This window comes from Kouleothrix sp. 19917, from assembly GCF_057073505.1.
In genome coordinates this window covers 7474029-7490748 of the sequence record NZ_CP097099.1, presented here as the reverse complement: position 1 = coordinate 7490748, position 16720 = coordinate 7474029, and the positions used below count along the sequence as shown (strand labels likewise).

Here is a 16720-nt window from a genome sequence, read left to right as displayed (position 1 = left end):
TTTACTTCTCGGTGCTCTCTGTGTTCTCCGTGGCTTTATCTTTTAGCCCTCAGCTCTAGCCGCCAAGCGCGGGCAGGCCGCCCATCGGCGTCGCCAGCCGCACGCAGCGCTCGATGGCCTGCGCAACCACGTCGGCGGCGACTGCGCCAAGCACTGCCAGCGGCAGCGCGGGCTGCTGGCCGGTTGCCAGCGCAAAGACCGTGTCGCCATCGAAGGGCGTGTGCACCGGCTTGATCGTGCGTGCCAGTCCGTCCTGCGCCATTTGCGCCAGCTTGTTTGTTTCGGCTTTGGAAAGCCGCGCCGTGGTGGCGACAACTGCCAGTGTAGTGTTTTGCGCCATCATCTGCAAGCCAGCCTGGTAGGCGGGCTGGCGCAGCAGTTGCCGCGCGTCGGCAAATGTATTGCCGCCGGGCAGGCGCGTGCCAGCCAGGATTGTGTTGCTGGCCTCGTCGTACACGTCGCCCCAGGCGTTGCACACCACCAGCGCGCCAACCACAGTGCCGTCGGCCAGCGTTTCGCTCCAGCTGCCGATGCCGCTCTTCATTGCGCCAGCCGGGCCAAGCAGCTTGCCCACCGCCGCGCCCGCACCAACACCCACGCACCCTTCTTCGGCTGTGTCGCTGGCATTCTCGCAGGCGGCGCGGCCCAGGGCGGCATCGGCCCAGGCGTCGGCGCGGCCAATCAGCAGGTCGAAAATCACCGCCGCCGGCACGATCGGAATGCGCGCAATGCCGGTGTTGAAGCCGATGCCGTGCTCGCGCAGCCACTCGGCCACGCCACTGGCGGCGGCCAGCCCAAGCGCGCTGCCGCCACACAGCGCAATTGCGTGCACGGCCGAAACCATTGCCGTCGGGTCGAGCAGGTCGGTTTCGCGGGTGCCGGGGCCGCCGCCGCGCACATCTACGCCGCCAACCGTGCCTTCGGGCGCAAGCACCACTGTGCAGCCGGTGAGCGCGTCGAGATCGTGCGCGTGGCCCACCCGCACGCCGGGAACGTCGGTGATTGCAGCCATTGCATCTTCTCCCTGGGTAAAGCAAAGGCCACCGGGCGCGGCCCGATGACCAAAGCACATGGCGAATTGCTTCCCGAACTACGGCGTCAGCATGCCGTCGAGCGCCTGCCGCCAGACCTCAATCGGCTGCGCGCCGACGAGGAGCTGCCCGTTCACCACAAATGTTGGCGTGCTGCGAATACCAAGCGCCGTGGCCTCGCGCATATCGGCCTGGATCTGGCTGGCGAACTGGTTGTTCTGCACGCAGCGTTGCAGCTTGCCAACGTCGAGCTGGAGCGCAGCTGCATAGCCCACGAAGACGTTGAAGTCGTTCATGTCGCCCTGGCCCCATGCGCGTGACGCGGCGCCCTGAAAGAGCTGATCGTGCATCGGCCAGAAGCTGCCCTGCTCGGCGGCGCAGTTTGCGACATGCGCGGCCAGCAGCGCGCCCGGGTGAATGTCAGTCAGCGGCAGATCGCGGTAGAGAAAGCGCACCTTGCCGGTGTCAATATACTCTTGCTGAAGCTTGGCCTGGGTGTCGCTGGCAAAGCGGGCGCAGAACGGGCACTGGAAATCGCTATACTCGACAACCGTGATGGGTGCGTTCGGGCTGCCCATGGCGCGCTGCTCGCCAGCTGGGGTGGAGCTGGCGGCGCTGCCGGGTTGCTTTGCGGTGGTTGGGCCGATGCGCGTACTTCCATTGCCGGAGCTTGCGCATCCTGCCAGCGCCAGCGCGCTCAGCAGCAGCACTGCTGCCAGCCGTGGCCGCAACCGTTTCATCAGCGCTCGACCAGTTCGGCTGGCTCGGTAAGACGCGGGCGGTAAGAAGCGCCAAGCGGGGCGGACGGGCTGGCGGTGCTGGCGTCGCCGCAGTAGGGGCAGACCGACCACGTCAGGTCAACCACGCGGTCGCACGCGCCACAGCGGCGGCGCAGCGCAGTGTGGCAGTGCGGGCACACCACAAAATCGGGCTCGATGCCGCGCTGACAGTGCGGGCAGACGTATTTTTCCTCAAGGTCGCGCCGCAGGTATTCTTCTTCCAGCGAGCGCTCGTACTTCTCGGTGAGCGTCTGGCGGGGGCGCAGGATCATATGCAGAATGACGCCGGCGAAGGGCAGCAGCAGCGCCAGCGACACGGCCAGCACCTGCACCACCACATCCTCGCTGCGCGAATGGATGTCGCGGTATGTCCACAGCACCGAAGCGGCCCAGAGCAGCACAATATAGGCGCCCAGCGCCCAGCCAATGATTGAGAGAATCGGAACAACGTTGCTAATGATCGACCGGATATCCAAAGCTTCAACTCCTCGTGATGGGCATGGTAACGGGCACTCGCCCGGCCTTATTCTCGCTCAGTCGGCCAAAATGTCAAGCAGAAACAAGTGATACGAAGCTGATTCGCGCGCTGCTGCTGCGCTAGAGCCGCGCCACATCCGAGGCGCGCAGCACAAACACGGTTGCGCCGCCCACCTGCACTTCTACCGGCGAGGGCGGGTAGAACTCGCCCGACTCCGCGACGGGCGGCAGCGGCGAGACGTAGCGCGTGCGGGTGTAGCAGTGCTCGCGCACGTCTTGCAGCAGCGTTTCGAGCTGGTGATCCTGCACGGCAATCAGCAGGGTGACGTTGCCTTCGTGCAGAAAGCCGCCTTCGCTGCTGATGCGCGTGACGCGGTGGCCATGCGCGGTGAGCGATTCGAGCAGCTCGCCGGCATCCTGGCGCTGAACAACTGCAAGCACTAGTTTCATAGTTGGCCTTTATCTGCTTGGCTTAATCTTCACTACTATCGTCTACAGATGTGCGGTTTTGTGGCACTCCGTTTTGCCTGCGGCAGCAAGGAATTTCTAATCAAGTTTTGTAACTGTTTCTGCGCGTCGCGCAGAAACAGTTACAAAAAATAATGAGTACCGCTCTGCCGAAGGCTAAGCGCGCCTGGCGCGTAAGTCTTCGCGCCAGCGTGATGATATGGGCGCGGCGTGAGCGGTTGCCGCCCACGCCGTGCGCGCCCTCATGTCGCATTGATTGGGCCGGCCCGCGCATCACTGCGTATCGGGCGAGGCGGTTGCAATCATTTGAATATGCTCGGTCCAGGGCTCCAGCTCGTGCGCGATCTGGTCGGACAACACTTCGATTGGCAGGCGGGCATCGAACGAGTGCCAGCGCCCGGGCTCCTGCGCGATCAGCTTGCGGTAGCCCTCGGCCACGCGGCGGTGGTAGGCCACTTCGCGCGCGTCGAGGCGGTTCCATTCAACCACGTTGGCGCGCTGGTCGGCATTCGGGCGCGGCAGTTCTGAGGGCAGGCTTAGCGCTGAGGCGGGCTTGCCACTCTGCTCCTGCCGTTTGCGCTGCTTGCGATCCAGCCCTTCGTCGGCCGTCAGGTCGAGGTAGATCGTGACATCGGGCAGCAGGCCGCCGGTGGCAATCGCCGTGATGGTGCGCAGCTCGTCCATATCGCGGCCCAGGCCGAAACCCTGGTAGGCGTAGGTCGAGTCGGCGTAGCGATCGCACAGGACGATGCCGCCCTGGTCGAGGTAAGGGCGAATGACCTGATTGACGAGCTGGGCGCGCGCCGCCGAGAACAAGAGCATCTCGGTGGTGTCGGCCATTTCGGTGTGCTGCAAATCGAGCACGATGCGGCGAATCAGGTCGCCAATGCGGGTGCCGCCCGGCTCGCGCACGAGAATGACGGGGTAGCCGCGCGCGTGGAAGTAGCTATACAGCAGGCGCGCCTGCGTGCTTTTTCCGCTGCCTTCCGGGCCTTCGAATGTGACAAATAGGCTCATAGCGTAGGGCGGGCGTTGGGGGCAGCGAGAGCCAGATCAGCCCTGGCTCTCGCGTCGCATCCTTAGCTCCGATAGATTTTGACGCGGCGGTTTGGCTCGCGTCCCCGGCTTTCCGAGTTGACATTATACCGCTCAGCGAGCTGATGCTGCAAACGGCGCACATAGCTTTCGCGCGGAGCCAGCTCGACGGCGTTGCGCTCGCCATTCATGACCTTGGTGATGGCCTGCTCGGCTTCCATCATGGCGTCGGTCAGGCGCTTGTTTTCGCCATTGCCACCACCATTACCGCCATTGCCGCCATTTGCGCGCCGCTGCGTCGGTGCCGGCGCGACCGGCGTGATGATCAGCTCGCCCTCGTCCTCTTCGTCGCTGCTGCTGCGCAGGTGGAAGACGTCGCCAAGCTGGCGCTCCATCTGGGTGATCGTGTTGTTGCGCAGCACATACACTGGCACGCCACGATCTTCGGCCTGGCGCATGCGGTCGGAACCCTGGCGATAGTAGCTTTTCAGCGTCATCACCATGGTGGCCTCGTGCATGTCGCGCACAATCACCGCCGGCACATGCAGGTTGCCAATTGCGCGCTCCAGCCGGTCGCGGCTGACGCCGAACGGGTAGATGCGCTGCTGGTGCTGCTGTGGCGCGCTGGGTGGTGCGGCAATCGGCCCGATGCGGCGCTCGGAGCGCTGGCGACCATTGCGGTCGCCGCGCCCGCCGTCGTTGCCATTGCGGCCCCAGCTGTCGCCGCGCCGCCCGCCGCCGTTGTACGGCCCGCTGTCGTCGCGCGGCGGCGGGATGCTCCCCGCCTCGATCTGGATCTGGCCGTCTTCGTCGCGCGAGCGCAGCTCAGCTTGTGGCTCCTCGCCGCGCAGAATGCTATCGACGGCGCTGGCCACGTCGGTGTAGACCGACACGCGATCCCAGCTCTGGATTTCCACCAGCACATCGAAGGTCGGCGGCGCCTTGCGCTCCAGCACGGTCTTTTGCGTGCCACGTCGGCGCGCTTCTTCATCGCCCAGCGTCACCGCCTGAATGCCGCCGATCAGGTCGGACAGCGTTGGGTTCGACATGAGATTGTCGAGCGTATTGCCGTGGGCGGTGCCGATCAGCTGCACGCCGCGCTCGGCGATGGTGCGGGCGGCGAGCGACTCCAGCTCGGTGCCGATCTCGTCGATCACAATCACCTCGGGCATGTGGTTTTCCACCGCCTCGATCATCACGGCGTGCTGCTCGGCGGGGCGCGGCACCTGCATGCGGCGCGCGCGGCCAATGCCCGGGTGCGGAATGTCGCCGTCGCCGGCAATTTCGTTCGAGGTGTCGACGATCACCACGCGCTTGCGCAGGTCTTCGGCCACCACGCGGGCAGTTTCGCGCAGCATGGTGGTTTTGCCCACACCCGGCTTGCCCAGCAGCAGCAGGCTGCGCCCGGCTTCCACCAGGTCGCGGATGATCGCGATGGTGCCAAGCACGGCGCGGCCCACGCGGCAGGTCAGGCCGATCACCTTGCCGCTGCGGTTGCGAATAGCCGAAATGCGGTGCAGCGTGCGCGGGATGCCGGCGCGGTTATCTTCGCCAAACGCGCCAATGCGCTGAATGACATAATCAATATCTTCCTGCATGATCTCGCGCTCGCTGAGAAAGCGCTCGCGACCACGATAGCGCGCCTCGGGCAGACGCCCCAGGTCCATCACGATTTCAAGCAGGTTTTCTTTATCATCGGGGCCATCTTCGATCGACTGCCGGATGTGGAGCGGCAGCGTGTCGAGCAGAAGGTCGATGTTACTGGTGATGCTGCGTGGCTCTGTCATAGTACCTCGCATCCTCGCCAAGCGAGGAAATGGTCGGGATCGGACCGCGTGGTTCCGGCCGTGGCTCAAGGGCGGGGAGCAGGCTCGGTCGCCGCACCGCGACGGTTGTTTGCTTGAACAGCAGGGCTTGTTCACCGATTGGCTGGAAGCCAAGATCGCTGGCTGGTATGAGCAGCTCGCTCTGGTATTCGCGTAGCAAGAGGTAGACCGGCAGGGTATCGGCGATGTGCCCAAGGCCGAAGCGGAGCACATCGGTCACAATATCGCGCGACTCAGGATGAATGAGCAGGGTAAATACGTGCGCTGCCGGGCCGCTCACAAGCCGCAGCGCCGCGGTGAGGTTGTCGTCGTCGCCGAGCACCCAGCCGCGCCGGGGCGCGCGCCGCCAGCCTTCGGTGATCGGCAGCTGCCAGTCGCGGGCCACGCGGGCCTCGGCCTGCTGCACAAGGTGCGGGGTGACGATGCCGTACAGGCGGTGCAGCGCCCAGTCGTTGCGGCGCGCTTGCGGGCGCATGGGCGCAACGGTCACGCCCTGGTCCCAGTCGGGGCCTTCGAGGCGCAGCACAACCTGCTGGGTATAACCCACAAAACCCAGTTGGCGAAACAGCTCGCGCAGCTCTTCGTGGCGCTGCGAAAGCGCGGCATACAGGCGCTGCACGCGGCCTTGCCCGGCATGCACGCACAGCGCCTCGATCAAACGAAACCATGCGTCGGGGTCGGTTGGCACGCCGCGCCCGCCGCCATAGGCCGAGAGCATGACGATATCCTGCTCGGGGCGGCCACTGCGCCCAACCGCCTGTGCAACGGCGCGCATACCCCGCTCGCGAAGCACGAGCGTGCTGCCGTCGCGCCGGCTGTCGAGCATCGAACGAAGCGCAAACGTAAACTGGCGATGCGGCCGCGCCAGCATCGCCTCGTTATACAGCCAGACCTGGCTGCGCGGTTTACGCCGTAATGTCCACAAGTCACCGGGGGTGACAGCTCGGATCATAGAGTCCAGTTTTGCGTGTTGAGTGCTGAGTTTTGAGCTGCGCGAACCCAAACTCACAACCCAGCATCCAAAACTTATAGTTCGAGAAAATAGCGGTGAAAGCGCTCGTCGCCGGTGAGCTCGGGGTGGAAACATGTGGCCAGCAGGTGGCCCTGCTGCGCCGCAACGATCCGCCCGTCGTTGAGTGTTGCCAGCGTCGTGACGCCCGCGCCCGGGTTTTCCAGGATGGGTGCGCGAATAAACACCGTGTTGATCGGCTCATCGCCCAGCAGGTCGATCGCCATGTTGACCTCGAAGCTGTCGAGCTGGCGACCAAATGCGTTGCGCCGCGCCGTGATGTCCATCAGCGCCAGCGCGGGCTGCCCCTCGGGCCGGCCTTCGGCAATGTGCCGCGCCAGCAGAATGGCCCCTGCGCAGGTTCCCCAGATTGGCATGCCAGCCTTTCCGCGCTCGCGGATCGGCTCGAGCAGGCCGTACAGCACCAGCAATTTGCCGATGGTTGTGCTTTCCCCACCCGGAATAATCAGACGATCAATCTGTTCCAATTGTTTCGGCAGACGAACCTGGAGCGTTGGCGCGCCGATGCGCTGCAGCATTTCCTGGTGTTCGCGAAAATCGCCCTGCAGAGCGAGAATGCCTATTGTCATAGTTATGTACGATTTACGATTTACGATTTACGAGAACCGTCGGATGGCGATGCTGTAGATCATAAATCGTAAATCAAAATTCCTCGATGTTTACGATTGGTGATTGCCGATTGATAGCCTTCGGCAGGGCCAAATCGTCAATCCAAAATCGTAAATCGTCAATCACATTACCAGCCCCGCCCGGCCATCAGTTTGTCTTGCGGCAGCGAGCTGACGTTGATGCCAACCATCGGTTCGCCCAGGCCCTTGCTGACTTCGGCGATGATCTCGGGCTCGTTGTAGTGCGTGGTGGCCTCGACGATTGCGCGCGCGCGCTTGGCCGGGTCGCCCGATTTGAAGATGCCCGAGCCGACGAACACGCCATCGACGCCGAGCTGCATCATCAGCGCCGCGTCGGCCGGGGTGGCAATGCCGCCAGCCGCGAAGTTGACGACTGGCATGCGGCCAGTTTCGGCCACGCTGCGCACCAGGTCGTAGGGTGCCTGGATGCTCTTGGCGTAAGTGAACAACTCGTCTTCGTCCATGCTCTTCAGGCGGCGGATCTCGATGTAGACGGTGCGGGCGTGGCGCACGGCCTCGACCACGTCGCCGGTGCCGGCCTCGCCCTTGGTGCGCAGCATTGCAGCGCCCTCGGCCACGCGGCGCAGCGCCTCGCCCAGGTTGCGGCAGCCGCACACAAACGGCACTTTGAACTTGTGCTTGTTGATATGGTGCTCTTCGTCGGCGGGCGTCAGCACTTCGCTTTCGTCGATGTAGTCGATGCCGAGCGCTTCGAGAATTTGCGCCTCGACAAAGTGGCCGATCCGGGCCTTCGCCATCACCGGGATGGTCACGGCTTCCATGATCCCGAGGATCATCTCGGGGTCGCTCATGCGGGCCACGCCGCCCTGCGCGCGAATGTCGGCCGGCACGCGCTCAAGCGCCATCACGGCAACAGCGCCCGCTTCTTCAGCGATGCGCGCCTGTTCGGGCGTTACCACGTCCATGATGACGCCGCCTTTGAGCATCTGAGCCAGGCCAGTTTTGGTCGTCCACGTTGATTTATCCATCGCAACACGCTCCTTATGTTGTGTCGTTGCAGGGTATGGCCGCCCGCATATTGTACCATACCCCCGGCGGCAGGGGCAACGGACAAAGCCAGCAGCGAGGGCATGACAAAGGCGAAAGTGCCCCCGCCCATGGCTCCGTCATGCGATGGATGTATGGATCAGCCGAGCCGCCGATGCAGCGTGGCACAGAATCTGCTTTACTACTGACAGACAGATTTGAGCGACCGAGAGGTCGCCGACGCGCCCAGATCGCGCTTCACATATATTCTTTCTTTCACTTCCACGGCTGCCTGCAAAGGCAGCCGTTTTTGCGTCTGTATGCGGAATGATGCTGTACCAGGGCGTTTCGTAAGAAGCTGCCTGGTGAACGGATCGTCATCGGCGGCGGGCGGCGGGGCGGCGAAAAAGTGTAGAGCGCTGCGTTCTGTTTACATGACACTCCGAATTATTGGCGAGCCGAACCGTGCCGCGCTCGGCACCCGTTCTGCCCCGCCCAAGGAGGCGCCATGACCTTACGCATTGATCTCGCCCGCCCCGACGACCTGCTGAGCCTGCGTATCGACGCGCTCAACCTGCGGCTCGATGCCGCCGACCCAGCTGCCCCACAGCTTGTGATCGACGACGCCGCGCAGCCTGCCTATCTGGTGGTCCACTTTCCCCCGCAGACCATTGCCGAAGCCGCCTATTTCCGCAGTGCGCCCACGCCAGCGCCACCCGGCGAGCCGCCAGTGCGCAACCCCGGCGAGCCCGCGCCGCCGCCATCGCCCGAGCAGCCGTTTGCGCCGCCTGGCAGCACTGCTGCGCGCATTGGCGGGGCAAGCCGGCTGGTCTTTGCGGTGCCGGCAGAAGTGGCTATCCCCTATAGCATTGCCGGGCTGCTCGACTGGTCGCGCCTGGTGCCGGTGCTGTCGCCGCTGGTGCAGCCCGGCGCTGAAGATGCCGCGCCGGCGATTCGCCCGCCCGACGCGCTGGAAACCGCGATCGAGCTGCCTTACCGCCTGCTGATCGCGCCAGCGCCAGACATGGGCTGGCTGCACCGCGCCGGCACAAAATCGGCGCGTGGGCGCACCGAGCTGTGGCACACGCAGCTGGTGCGGCGCGGCCCCGCGGGCGACGAGCGCCTGACGCGCCAGAACCCCGCGCCGCTGCGGGCGATCTGGTCGCCCGACTACAACGCCGACAACCCGCCCGGCTTTCAGAACTTCGACCCCGACCTCGGCCCGGTAACGGCCATGTCGCCCAAAGATCGCCACGAGCTGGTGGCGCTGACGGCGGCATTTCGCGGCTATGTCGACGAGCAAAACCATACCTACCTGCCCGAGCCGTTTTACGCCGAGCAGCTCATGCTGTCGCCACTGGGCGGCTACCTGAAGTCGCGCGGCGGCTGGAACCCGCCCTGGCGCTGGATACCGATTCGCATTGTGCTGGGCGGCGCGGGCAACGCCGTGGCCGAGCCAGCTGCGCCACCCGTGCTGCGCCGCCTGCTGCGCGCCGACCTGCGCGCCGACGCCGCGCCCGACCTGCGTGCCGACGCCGCGCCCGACCTTGCGCGGCTGGCGGGCGGCCCCGGCCTGGGCGGGCTGCTGCTGGGGCGGCGCGGCCGGCGGCTCGACGTCTCGGAATGGGTGCACTCGGCCGCGCAAGGCCGTGACCACTACGTGCGGATTGTGTACGAAGGCAACCTTTACCCCTTTGGGCATCGCGCCGCGCTGGTGAAAGTGACCGAGCGCCGCTTCATCGAGCAGAATGGCGCGCCGGTGGCCTACCTCATCCAGCGCATGTACATCGTGGTGCGCCAGCCCGAGCTGAACTACAGCGGCGCGCTGCCGCACGACAACCGTGGCATGCCGCTCACGCGCATCCGCCTGACCACGCTGGTGACGCCTGATATTGCCTTTCCCTTTGCCGCGCCCGCCAACATCACCAGCGGCACCTTCTGGGTCATGCTTGGCCCGGCGGGCAGCGAGCAGGACTTTAAGTTCCACGCAGTTGGCACCGACATCGCCGGCCAAACGGTCGAGTTCACCGCCTCGCTGATTTTTGTGCCGTTCAGCGACCAGCCGAATAGCTTTTCGGCCGTGTTCACCACCTACAACGGCAGCGGCGAGCGGCGGCTGTGCCGCGTGCCGGGACAAAAGTTGCGCCTGGCGCCCCCGGCCGGCGAGCGCGACAACACCACCTTCAACGCGCAGGGCTTGCGCTTTGCCACCGAAGGCAGCGCGGGCGTGGCCTTCTGGCAGCCGCGCCTGCACACTGCCGATGTGCTGGTTCCGGCGGTGCAGCAGCTACTCGGCCAGAATCAAGCCACCACGCTGCGCCTCTTCCCCGACTATGTGACCGGCGGCGCGGGCGCAACCAATGGCGTGTTCGCGCAGGTGAGCGACGCGCTGGGCAACCCGCAGCGCCTGGGTGTGGGCTTCGATGCCAAGCAGGCTGGCGGCATTGCCACGCCAAACATGGCAGTTGGCGCGCTGTCGCAAACCATTGGCCCGCTGGCCGGGCGCATCGCAGACGCCGTGGCCGACACGTTTGACCCCAAGCAGTTCTTCCCGCCCAACACCGCCAAGCTCTTTGGCGTGTTCGACCTGAGCGCGCTGCTGGCCCCGGTGCTTGGGCTGGCAAACAGTGCGCCAAACATCACCACCACCCGCGAAGGCGCGAACATTGTTGCCCGGCTCGACTGGCGGCCGCAGATTGTCGACACTGATGTGGATGTGGGCATTGTGCGCTTCCGCAAGCGCGGCGACACGCAGCTCCTTGTTACGGGCGAAATTGTGCGCCCGCTGGATGGCGCGGGCGGCGAAACCTCGCGATTCGAGGGGCGGCTGACGAATTTTGCGATTGAGCTGCTGAATGTGGTGGTGGTGAACTTCGAAGCCTTTGGCTTTCGCAATGTCAGCGGGCAAAAACCCGACGTAACGGTGGACCTTGCGCCGAACCAGCCGCCCGCCTCCAAGCCGGTGGAGTTCAAAGGCGACCTGAGCTTTGTGGAAGAGCTGCGCAAGCTCATCCCGCCCGGCCTGTTTGGCGATGGCCCCAGCCTCGACCTGACGCCCGAACTGGTGCGCGCCGGCTTTGCGATTGGCCTGCCGCCCGTGGCGATTGGCGTCTTCGCGCTGAAGGATGTGCAGCTCGCGGCCTTTCTGGAGCTGCCCTTCAAAGACGGCCAGCCAACCTTTGATTTCGCGGTCAGCGAGCGCCACCATCCCTTTGTGCTCACCGTGATGTTCCTCGGCGGCGGCGGCTTTTTCCACCTGCAAGTCGATACCAAAGGCGTGAAGCAGCTTGAAGCCGCGCTGGAGTTTGGTGCCTGCGCCGCGCTGAACCTGGGCGTTGCCAGCGGCAGCGTGCATATGATGGCGGGCATCTATTTCGGCATGGCGCGCAACGACACCACCAACGTGATGCAGGCCACGCTGACGGGCTACCTGCGCGTCGGCGGCGAGCTTTCGGTGCTGGGCATTATTTCGATCTCGGTGGAATTCAACCTGAGCTTCACCTACATGCCCGCGCCAAAAGACAAAGCCTATGGCAAGGCCACGCTGACCGTCACGGTCGAGATCGCCTTTTTCAGCAAGAGCGTCGCGCTGACGGTGGAAAAATCGTTTGGCGGCTCGAATGGCGACCCGACCTTTGGCGATATGCTGCCCGCGCCCGATCTGTGGAGCGAATACGCGGCGGCGTTTGCGTAGGAAAGACGAAGGGCGTATTGCAATACGCCCAGACACGCGAAGGGCGTATGCAATACGCCCAGACACGCGAACCAAGACGCGAAGGGCGTATGCAATACGCCCAGACACGCGAACCAAGACGCGAAGGGCGTATGCAATACGCCCAGACACGCGAACCAAGACGCGAAGGGCGTATGCAATACGCCCAGACACGCGAACCAAGATGCGAAGGGCGTATTGCATACGCCCAGACACGCGAACCAAGATGCGAAGGGCGTATTGCATACGCCCAGACTGCAAACCGAAAAGGAGCCTGACACATGGCCCCATCGCAAACAATATTCTTTACCATCATGCCGCGCGGCACCAGCCTGGATGCCGATCCGCTTCCCGTTTCGGTGCTGGTGTCGCCGCGCTTGGTGGGCGAAACGCGCCTGGGCGCATTTGCCGACTGGCTGGGCTGGACGCGCCTGCTGGCCGAGCGCGGCCTGAAGCTGCGCGTCGATTGTGGCGCGCAGTCGATGACGCTGGCGATTGACCCCGCGCCGCTGCGCCCCGAGCTGTGGGAAGCACTGTTCAATGCCGAAACGCTGGTGCGCTCGCACGAATTCGACGACTACAGCGGCGGCGGGCTGCATTCCTACCCCTTCCGCAAAGGGCTGGCGCTGATCAAAGACCTGTACCAGCAGATCGGCGTCGAGCTGGCGCTGCCCGACCGCCACCCGGCCAAGCGCGAAGGCGGCGCGCGTGCCCGCAGCACCTTGCGCGGCGCGCTGGGCGGCCTGCCAATCAACTGGGACGCCGAAAAGGCGCGCAGCTGGCCGCAGGCCACCCGGCTCGATGCCAGCGCCACCAGCCTGCGCCGCAACCTTGGGCTGTGGGCGAACAACGCGCAATCGTTCGATTCCGAAGGCTTGCCGCCACAGCCCTTCCCGCCCGACAACGACCCGAACAGCCAGCGCGGGCGCTTTTTGCAGCACTTCGCCGCATTTCACCACATGCCCGCGCCGCCCGCGCTTGAGGACAACGAGCCAGTCGATCATAGCGAGACGCTGGATTTCCACCAGGCGCTCTCGTCGCTCAACACCTATGGCGCGGTGCAGCGCGCGCTGGGCCTGGTGTTCGATCTGGAGCTGCCGCGCGATTTTGTGCCGCTGACGGCCAACCTGGCGAACCCTGACACGCTGGCCGTGACGGGCGTTGGGCCGGGTTGGGACTGGGCTGTGCCGACCGACACGCCCGTGCAAAGCACCGCCGTGGCGCATGTCGAGCTGGGCGATGGCCGGCGCGTGTTTGGCCTGTGGTCGCCCGGCATGCTGAACGAAACGCAGCCCGAGCCGATCTTTGGCTTGCTGCACCTCGCGCCCGAGCAGTTTGGGCTGGCGCAGGTGGATGTGGATGGCGCGCTGCTCAAGGCCGCGCAGCTGGCCGAAGGGCTGCTGAACCCCGAGGGCGAGCCCAGCCGCCCGCGCCACCCGGACGTGTTCGACGACACCAGCACCCTGCCGGCGCTGCGCTCGGGCGGCATCACGCTGTTTGCCGACATGCGCGCCATGAAGCTGCTGGCGACCTTTCGCGACGCCAAAACCTTCAACGACGCGCTCGCGCCGGGTGCGGCCCCGGCCCGCCCCTTTGCCGCCGCCGACCTCCTGCGCGGCTACCGGCTCGACGTGTGGGATTCGTTTACCCAGGCGTGGCACTCGCTGCACCTGCGCAGCGGCGCCTACCAGATCGGCGCGGAACAGCTCGCGACCGAGCGCGAAGAAGGCTTTGTGCAGCTGGCCGCCACCAGGGCCGCGCCCGGCGCGCCCAACGGCACCGCCGACCTGTACCTGCACGAGGCAATTGCGCGCTGGGCCGGCTGGAGTTTGAGCGCACCACGCCCCGGCAAGGCGCTCAGCCGCTTTGCCGACCCGGCCCGCGCCATCCCGCCCGACGGCGACCCCGAGTACGAGCTGAATCCGCCGGCCACACCATTTCCCATGACCACAAACTTTCGCGTGCTGGGCGGCACCCTGCCGCGCCTGAAGTTTGGCCGCGCCTACCGCCTGCGCGCCCGCACGGTCGACCTGGCGAACAACAGCCTCGCGCCCGACGACGCGCTGGCCGGACTGCTGGAAGACCTGGCCGCGCTGCCGCGCCGAACCAACCTCCAGCCGGGCCATGTGGTCTACCTGCGCTACGAACCAGTGCCCGCGCCGCTGCTGGCCGCCCGCGACGAGCGCGCCGTGACTGGCCCTGGCTCGGCGCTCGACCGGCTGGTGATCCGCAGCTTCAACAGCGACCCGAGTTTGGACACCGGCGCCGCCGACCTGAGCGCGGGCGACCGGCACATCATCCCGCCGCGCGCCACCGTGGACATGGCCGAAAAACTGGGCATGTTCGACGATGCGAGCGGGCGCGTGAACGGCGACCCCGCCATGTGGGATCGTATTCGCCAGCGCGACGGCGCGGAGCTGAACATGCCCGCCGCGCCGGTGCTGGTGGCCGGGCAAGAGCAGAATTTCCCGCTGGAACCGGCCGAAACGCTGCCGGGCGTGCCCTTCATACCCGACGCGCTGGCGCGTGGCGCAGCCCTGCGCGACCTGCCCGGCGCGCCCGATCTGAGCGTGGCGCAGGCCCGCCCCGACGACGGGCTGGCTGGCGATCTGCCCTACACCCCGATTGCCGACACCAACCCGCGCCCCGGATCGGCCGCGCTGGTGAGCTTTGGCGGCGAAGCCGACTGGCAGGCCACGCTGCCCTTCCGCCTGGCGCTGGCCGACGGCAACGGCCCGCCGCAGTGGGATGCCGCCAGCCGCGCGCTGACTGTGCAGCTGCCCAAAGGCAGCACCGCAGTGGTTCCGCTCAGCAGCTACACCAGCGCCGACGACCTGAAGCTCATGGGTGTGTGGCAGTGGCTGCGCGAACGCATCGAGCAGCTGGCGCAGAACCAGGCCAGCCGCCAGAGCCTGCGCGACGCGGACGATACCGACCTGATCGCGCATATTTTGCAGCGCGCCGTGGAAGGCGGCCACTGGATGATTTCGCCGCCGCGCCTGCTCACGCTGGTACACGCCGTGCAGCAGCCCCTGGGCCTGCCGCAGTTCGTGGCCGCCAGCACCGACCACGATGGCGCGGCCGAGGCCAATGCGCTGGCGCGTGGCTGGCTGACCAACCCGCTGCAAACCGCGCCATCGAGCGGGAGCGACGCCCCCGAGGAAGGCGCGGCCCTGACGGCATGGCGGCGGCCCGGCAGCACCGAGGCATTTCTGATTGGCGGGCTGCGGCTGCACGGCGCGAGCAGTGCCAAAGTCGATCTGCTGGCTGAATGGATCGACCCGGTCGACGATCCGGCCCAGCCCGCGCCCGGCACCGTCGCCGTGTCTGCGCATGTCGACACGCTGGAGCTGCCCGAGCTGGAAGAAAGCGAGCTGGTGGCCGACGGCCCCGAGCGCCGCCCGAACGGCTACTACGACCCCGAGCACGACACCGTGCTGTTCGCGCGCGCCTACGACCGCGTGGGCATTGTGCCGGGCAACACGCTGCTCACGCGCGACGCCGCGCCACGCCACGCGCTCGACGACGCCAAACGCCACCGCGTGCGCTACACCGCCGTCGCCAGCTCGCGCTTCCGCGAATACTTCGCGCAGGATGCCGGGCTGGATTTCACGCGCAGCAGCGTGGCAGTAGAGGTAGATGTGCCGGCATCGGCGCGCCCGGCCGCGCCCAGCGTGGCCTATGTGGTGCCAACATTTGCGTGGCAGCGGCAGGCCAGCACGAACATCAAGCGCAGCGTGCGCTTTGGCGGCGGCCTGCGCGTCTACCTGAACCGCCCGTGGTTTTCCAGCGGCGAAGGCGAGCTGCTGGGCGTGGTGCTGCTCAGCCAGTTCGGCACAATTGATCGCGAAGCCTGGAAGCCGTTTATCACCCAGTGGGGCGCCGACCCGATCTGGCAGAGCGGCAGGCTGGGCAGTCTGCCGGGCCGTTTCGACTTTGATGGCTATGCTGCCGCCGACGAGAACCTGACGCTGGAAGAGCCAACGCCGCGCACGAACGGGCAGGCTGGCCGCGTTGGCGTGGTGGGCTTCCCGGTGGAATACGACGCCGAGCGGCAGATGTGGTTCTGCGACGTCACGCTGAACGTGGATGGATCGAGCTACACGCCGTTTGTGCGCATGGCGCTGGCCCGCTACCAGCCGCACGCCCTGGCCGACGCCAAGCTCTCGCGGGTGGTGCTGGCCGATTTCGCGCAGCTCACGCCCGACCGCTCGCTGGTGGTTTCCGGCGACCCCTACGCGCCGCAGCGCTTGCGCATCACGCTTTCGGGCGTTGCGCCGCGCGGCCCGCGCCCTCTGCTCCACGCCGAGCCGCAACCTGCCCAGCCCGCCCAGCATCCCACCGAGGTTGCGGTGCGCGTGCAAGAGCGCGTGCCCGACCTTGCCAGCGACCTGGCGTGGCGCGACGTGCCCAGCGGCACGGTCACGCTCAGCGAAGACCGCCCCGCGAACAGCGCCCCCGACCTGCTGGTGTGGACTGGCACGGTGGCGTTTCCGGGCGGCGCGCCAGCAGCCGGGCAGTATCGCCTGCTGATCGAAGAGCGCGAATACGTGGCGGCAAGCTATGTCGAAACCGAAACGGTGGACGGCGAACGTGTGGTGCGCCAGCCGGGGCGGCTGATCTACGCCGAGACGGTCGAGCTGGACGCGGCGCTGCTGGGGAATGCCTTGGGGCGCTAGCGCGATCTGGCACGGCACAGAAATGACGAAGGCGAGTTGGCCTTCGTCATTTCTGTGCCGTTCGATT

General features: G+C 66.1%; 11 protein-coding genes. 2 read left to right on the top strand and 9 right to left on the bottom strand.

The window, feature by feature from the left end:
• Positions 1-55: 55 nt before the first annotated feature.
• The 9 genes from M1P90_RS30180 to pdxS all read right to left on the bottom strand — a co-directional run bounded on the left by M1P90_RS30180 (position 56) and on the right by pdxS (position 8264).
• A complete protein-coding gene (locus M1P90_RS30180; protein WP_483699417.1) occupies positions 56-1012 on the bottom strand; it encodes a P1 family peptidase in 957 nt (318 codons plus the stop codon).
• A 78-nt stretch (positions 1013-1090) separates the two neighbouring features.
• On the bottom strand, positions 1091-1771 hold the full coding sequence (locus M1P90_RS30175) for a DsbA family protein (RefSeq protein WP_483699415.1): 681 nt from the start codon (positions 1769-1771) through the stop codon (positions 1091-1093).
• On the bottom strand, positions 1771-2286 hold the full coding sequence (locus tag M1P90_RS30170; protein ID WP_483699413.1) for a zinc ribbon domain-containing protein: 516 nt from the start codon (positions 2284-2286) through the stop codon (positions 1771-1773). The genes M1P90_RS30175 and M1P90_RS30170 overlap by 1 nt, the downstream gene beginning before the upstream one ends.
• 121 nt (positions 2287-2407) lie before the next feature.
• Entirely contained in the window at positions 2408-2737 is a 330-nt protein-coding gene (locus M1P90_RS30165) for a cyclic-di-AMP receptor (protein ID WP_483699412.1), read from the bottom strand.
• Positions 2738-3028: 291 nt separating this feature from the next.
• A complete protein-coding gene (gene tmk, locus M1P90_RS30160) occupies positions 3029-3772 on the bottom strand; it encodes a dTMP kinase (protein ID WP_483699410.1) in 744 nt (247 codons plus the stop codon).
• A 62-nt stretch (positions 3773-3834) separates the two neighbouring features.
• Positions 3835-5577 (bottom strand): R3H domain-containing nucleic acid-binding protein, encoded by a 1743-nt coding sequence (locus tag M1P90_RS30155; RefSeq protein WP_483699408.1) that lies wholly within the window; start codon positions 5575-5577, stop codon positions 3835-3837.
• On the bottom strand, positions 5549-6568 hold the full coding sequence (locus tag M1P90_RS30150) for a hypothetical protein (RefSeq protein ID WP_483699407.1): 1020 nt from the start codon (positions 6566-6568) through the stop codon (positions 5549-5551). The genes M1P90_RS30155 and M1P90_RS30150 overlap by 29 nt, the downstream gene beginning before the upstream one ends.
• Before the next feature lie 74 nt (positions 6569-6642).
• Positions 6643-7215 (bottom strand): pyridoxal 5'-phosphate synthase glutaminase subunit PdxT, encoded by a 573-nt coding sequence (gene pdxT, locus M1P90_RS30145; protein WP_483699406.1) that lies wholly within the window; start codon positions 7213-7215, stop codon positions 6643-6645.
• Between the two features lie 167 nt (positions 7216-7382).
• Entirely contained in the window at positions 7383-8264 is an 882-nt protein-coding gene (gene pdxS, locus M1P90_RS30140; protein WP_483699405.1) for a pyridoxal 5'-phosphate synthase lyase subunit PdxS, read from the bottom strand.
• 506 nt (positions 8265-8770) lie between these two features.
• Here pdxS and M1P90_RS30135 point away from each other — a divergent pair.
• Complete coding sequence (locus tag M1P90_RS30135; RefSeq protein WP_483699404.1) at positions 8771-11956, top strand: hypothetical protein; 3186 nt, start codon at positions 8771-8773, stop codon at positions 11954-11956.
• A 299-nt stretch (positions 11957-12255) separates the two neighbouring features.
• Positions 12256-16653, top strand: coding sequence for a hypothetical protein (locus M1P90_RS30130; RefSeq protein ID WP_483699403.1), 4398 nt, complete (start codon positions 12256-12258; stop codon positions 16651-16653).
• The last annotated feature ends 67 nt before the right edge of the window (positions 16654-16720 follow it).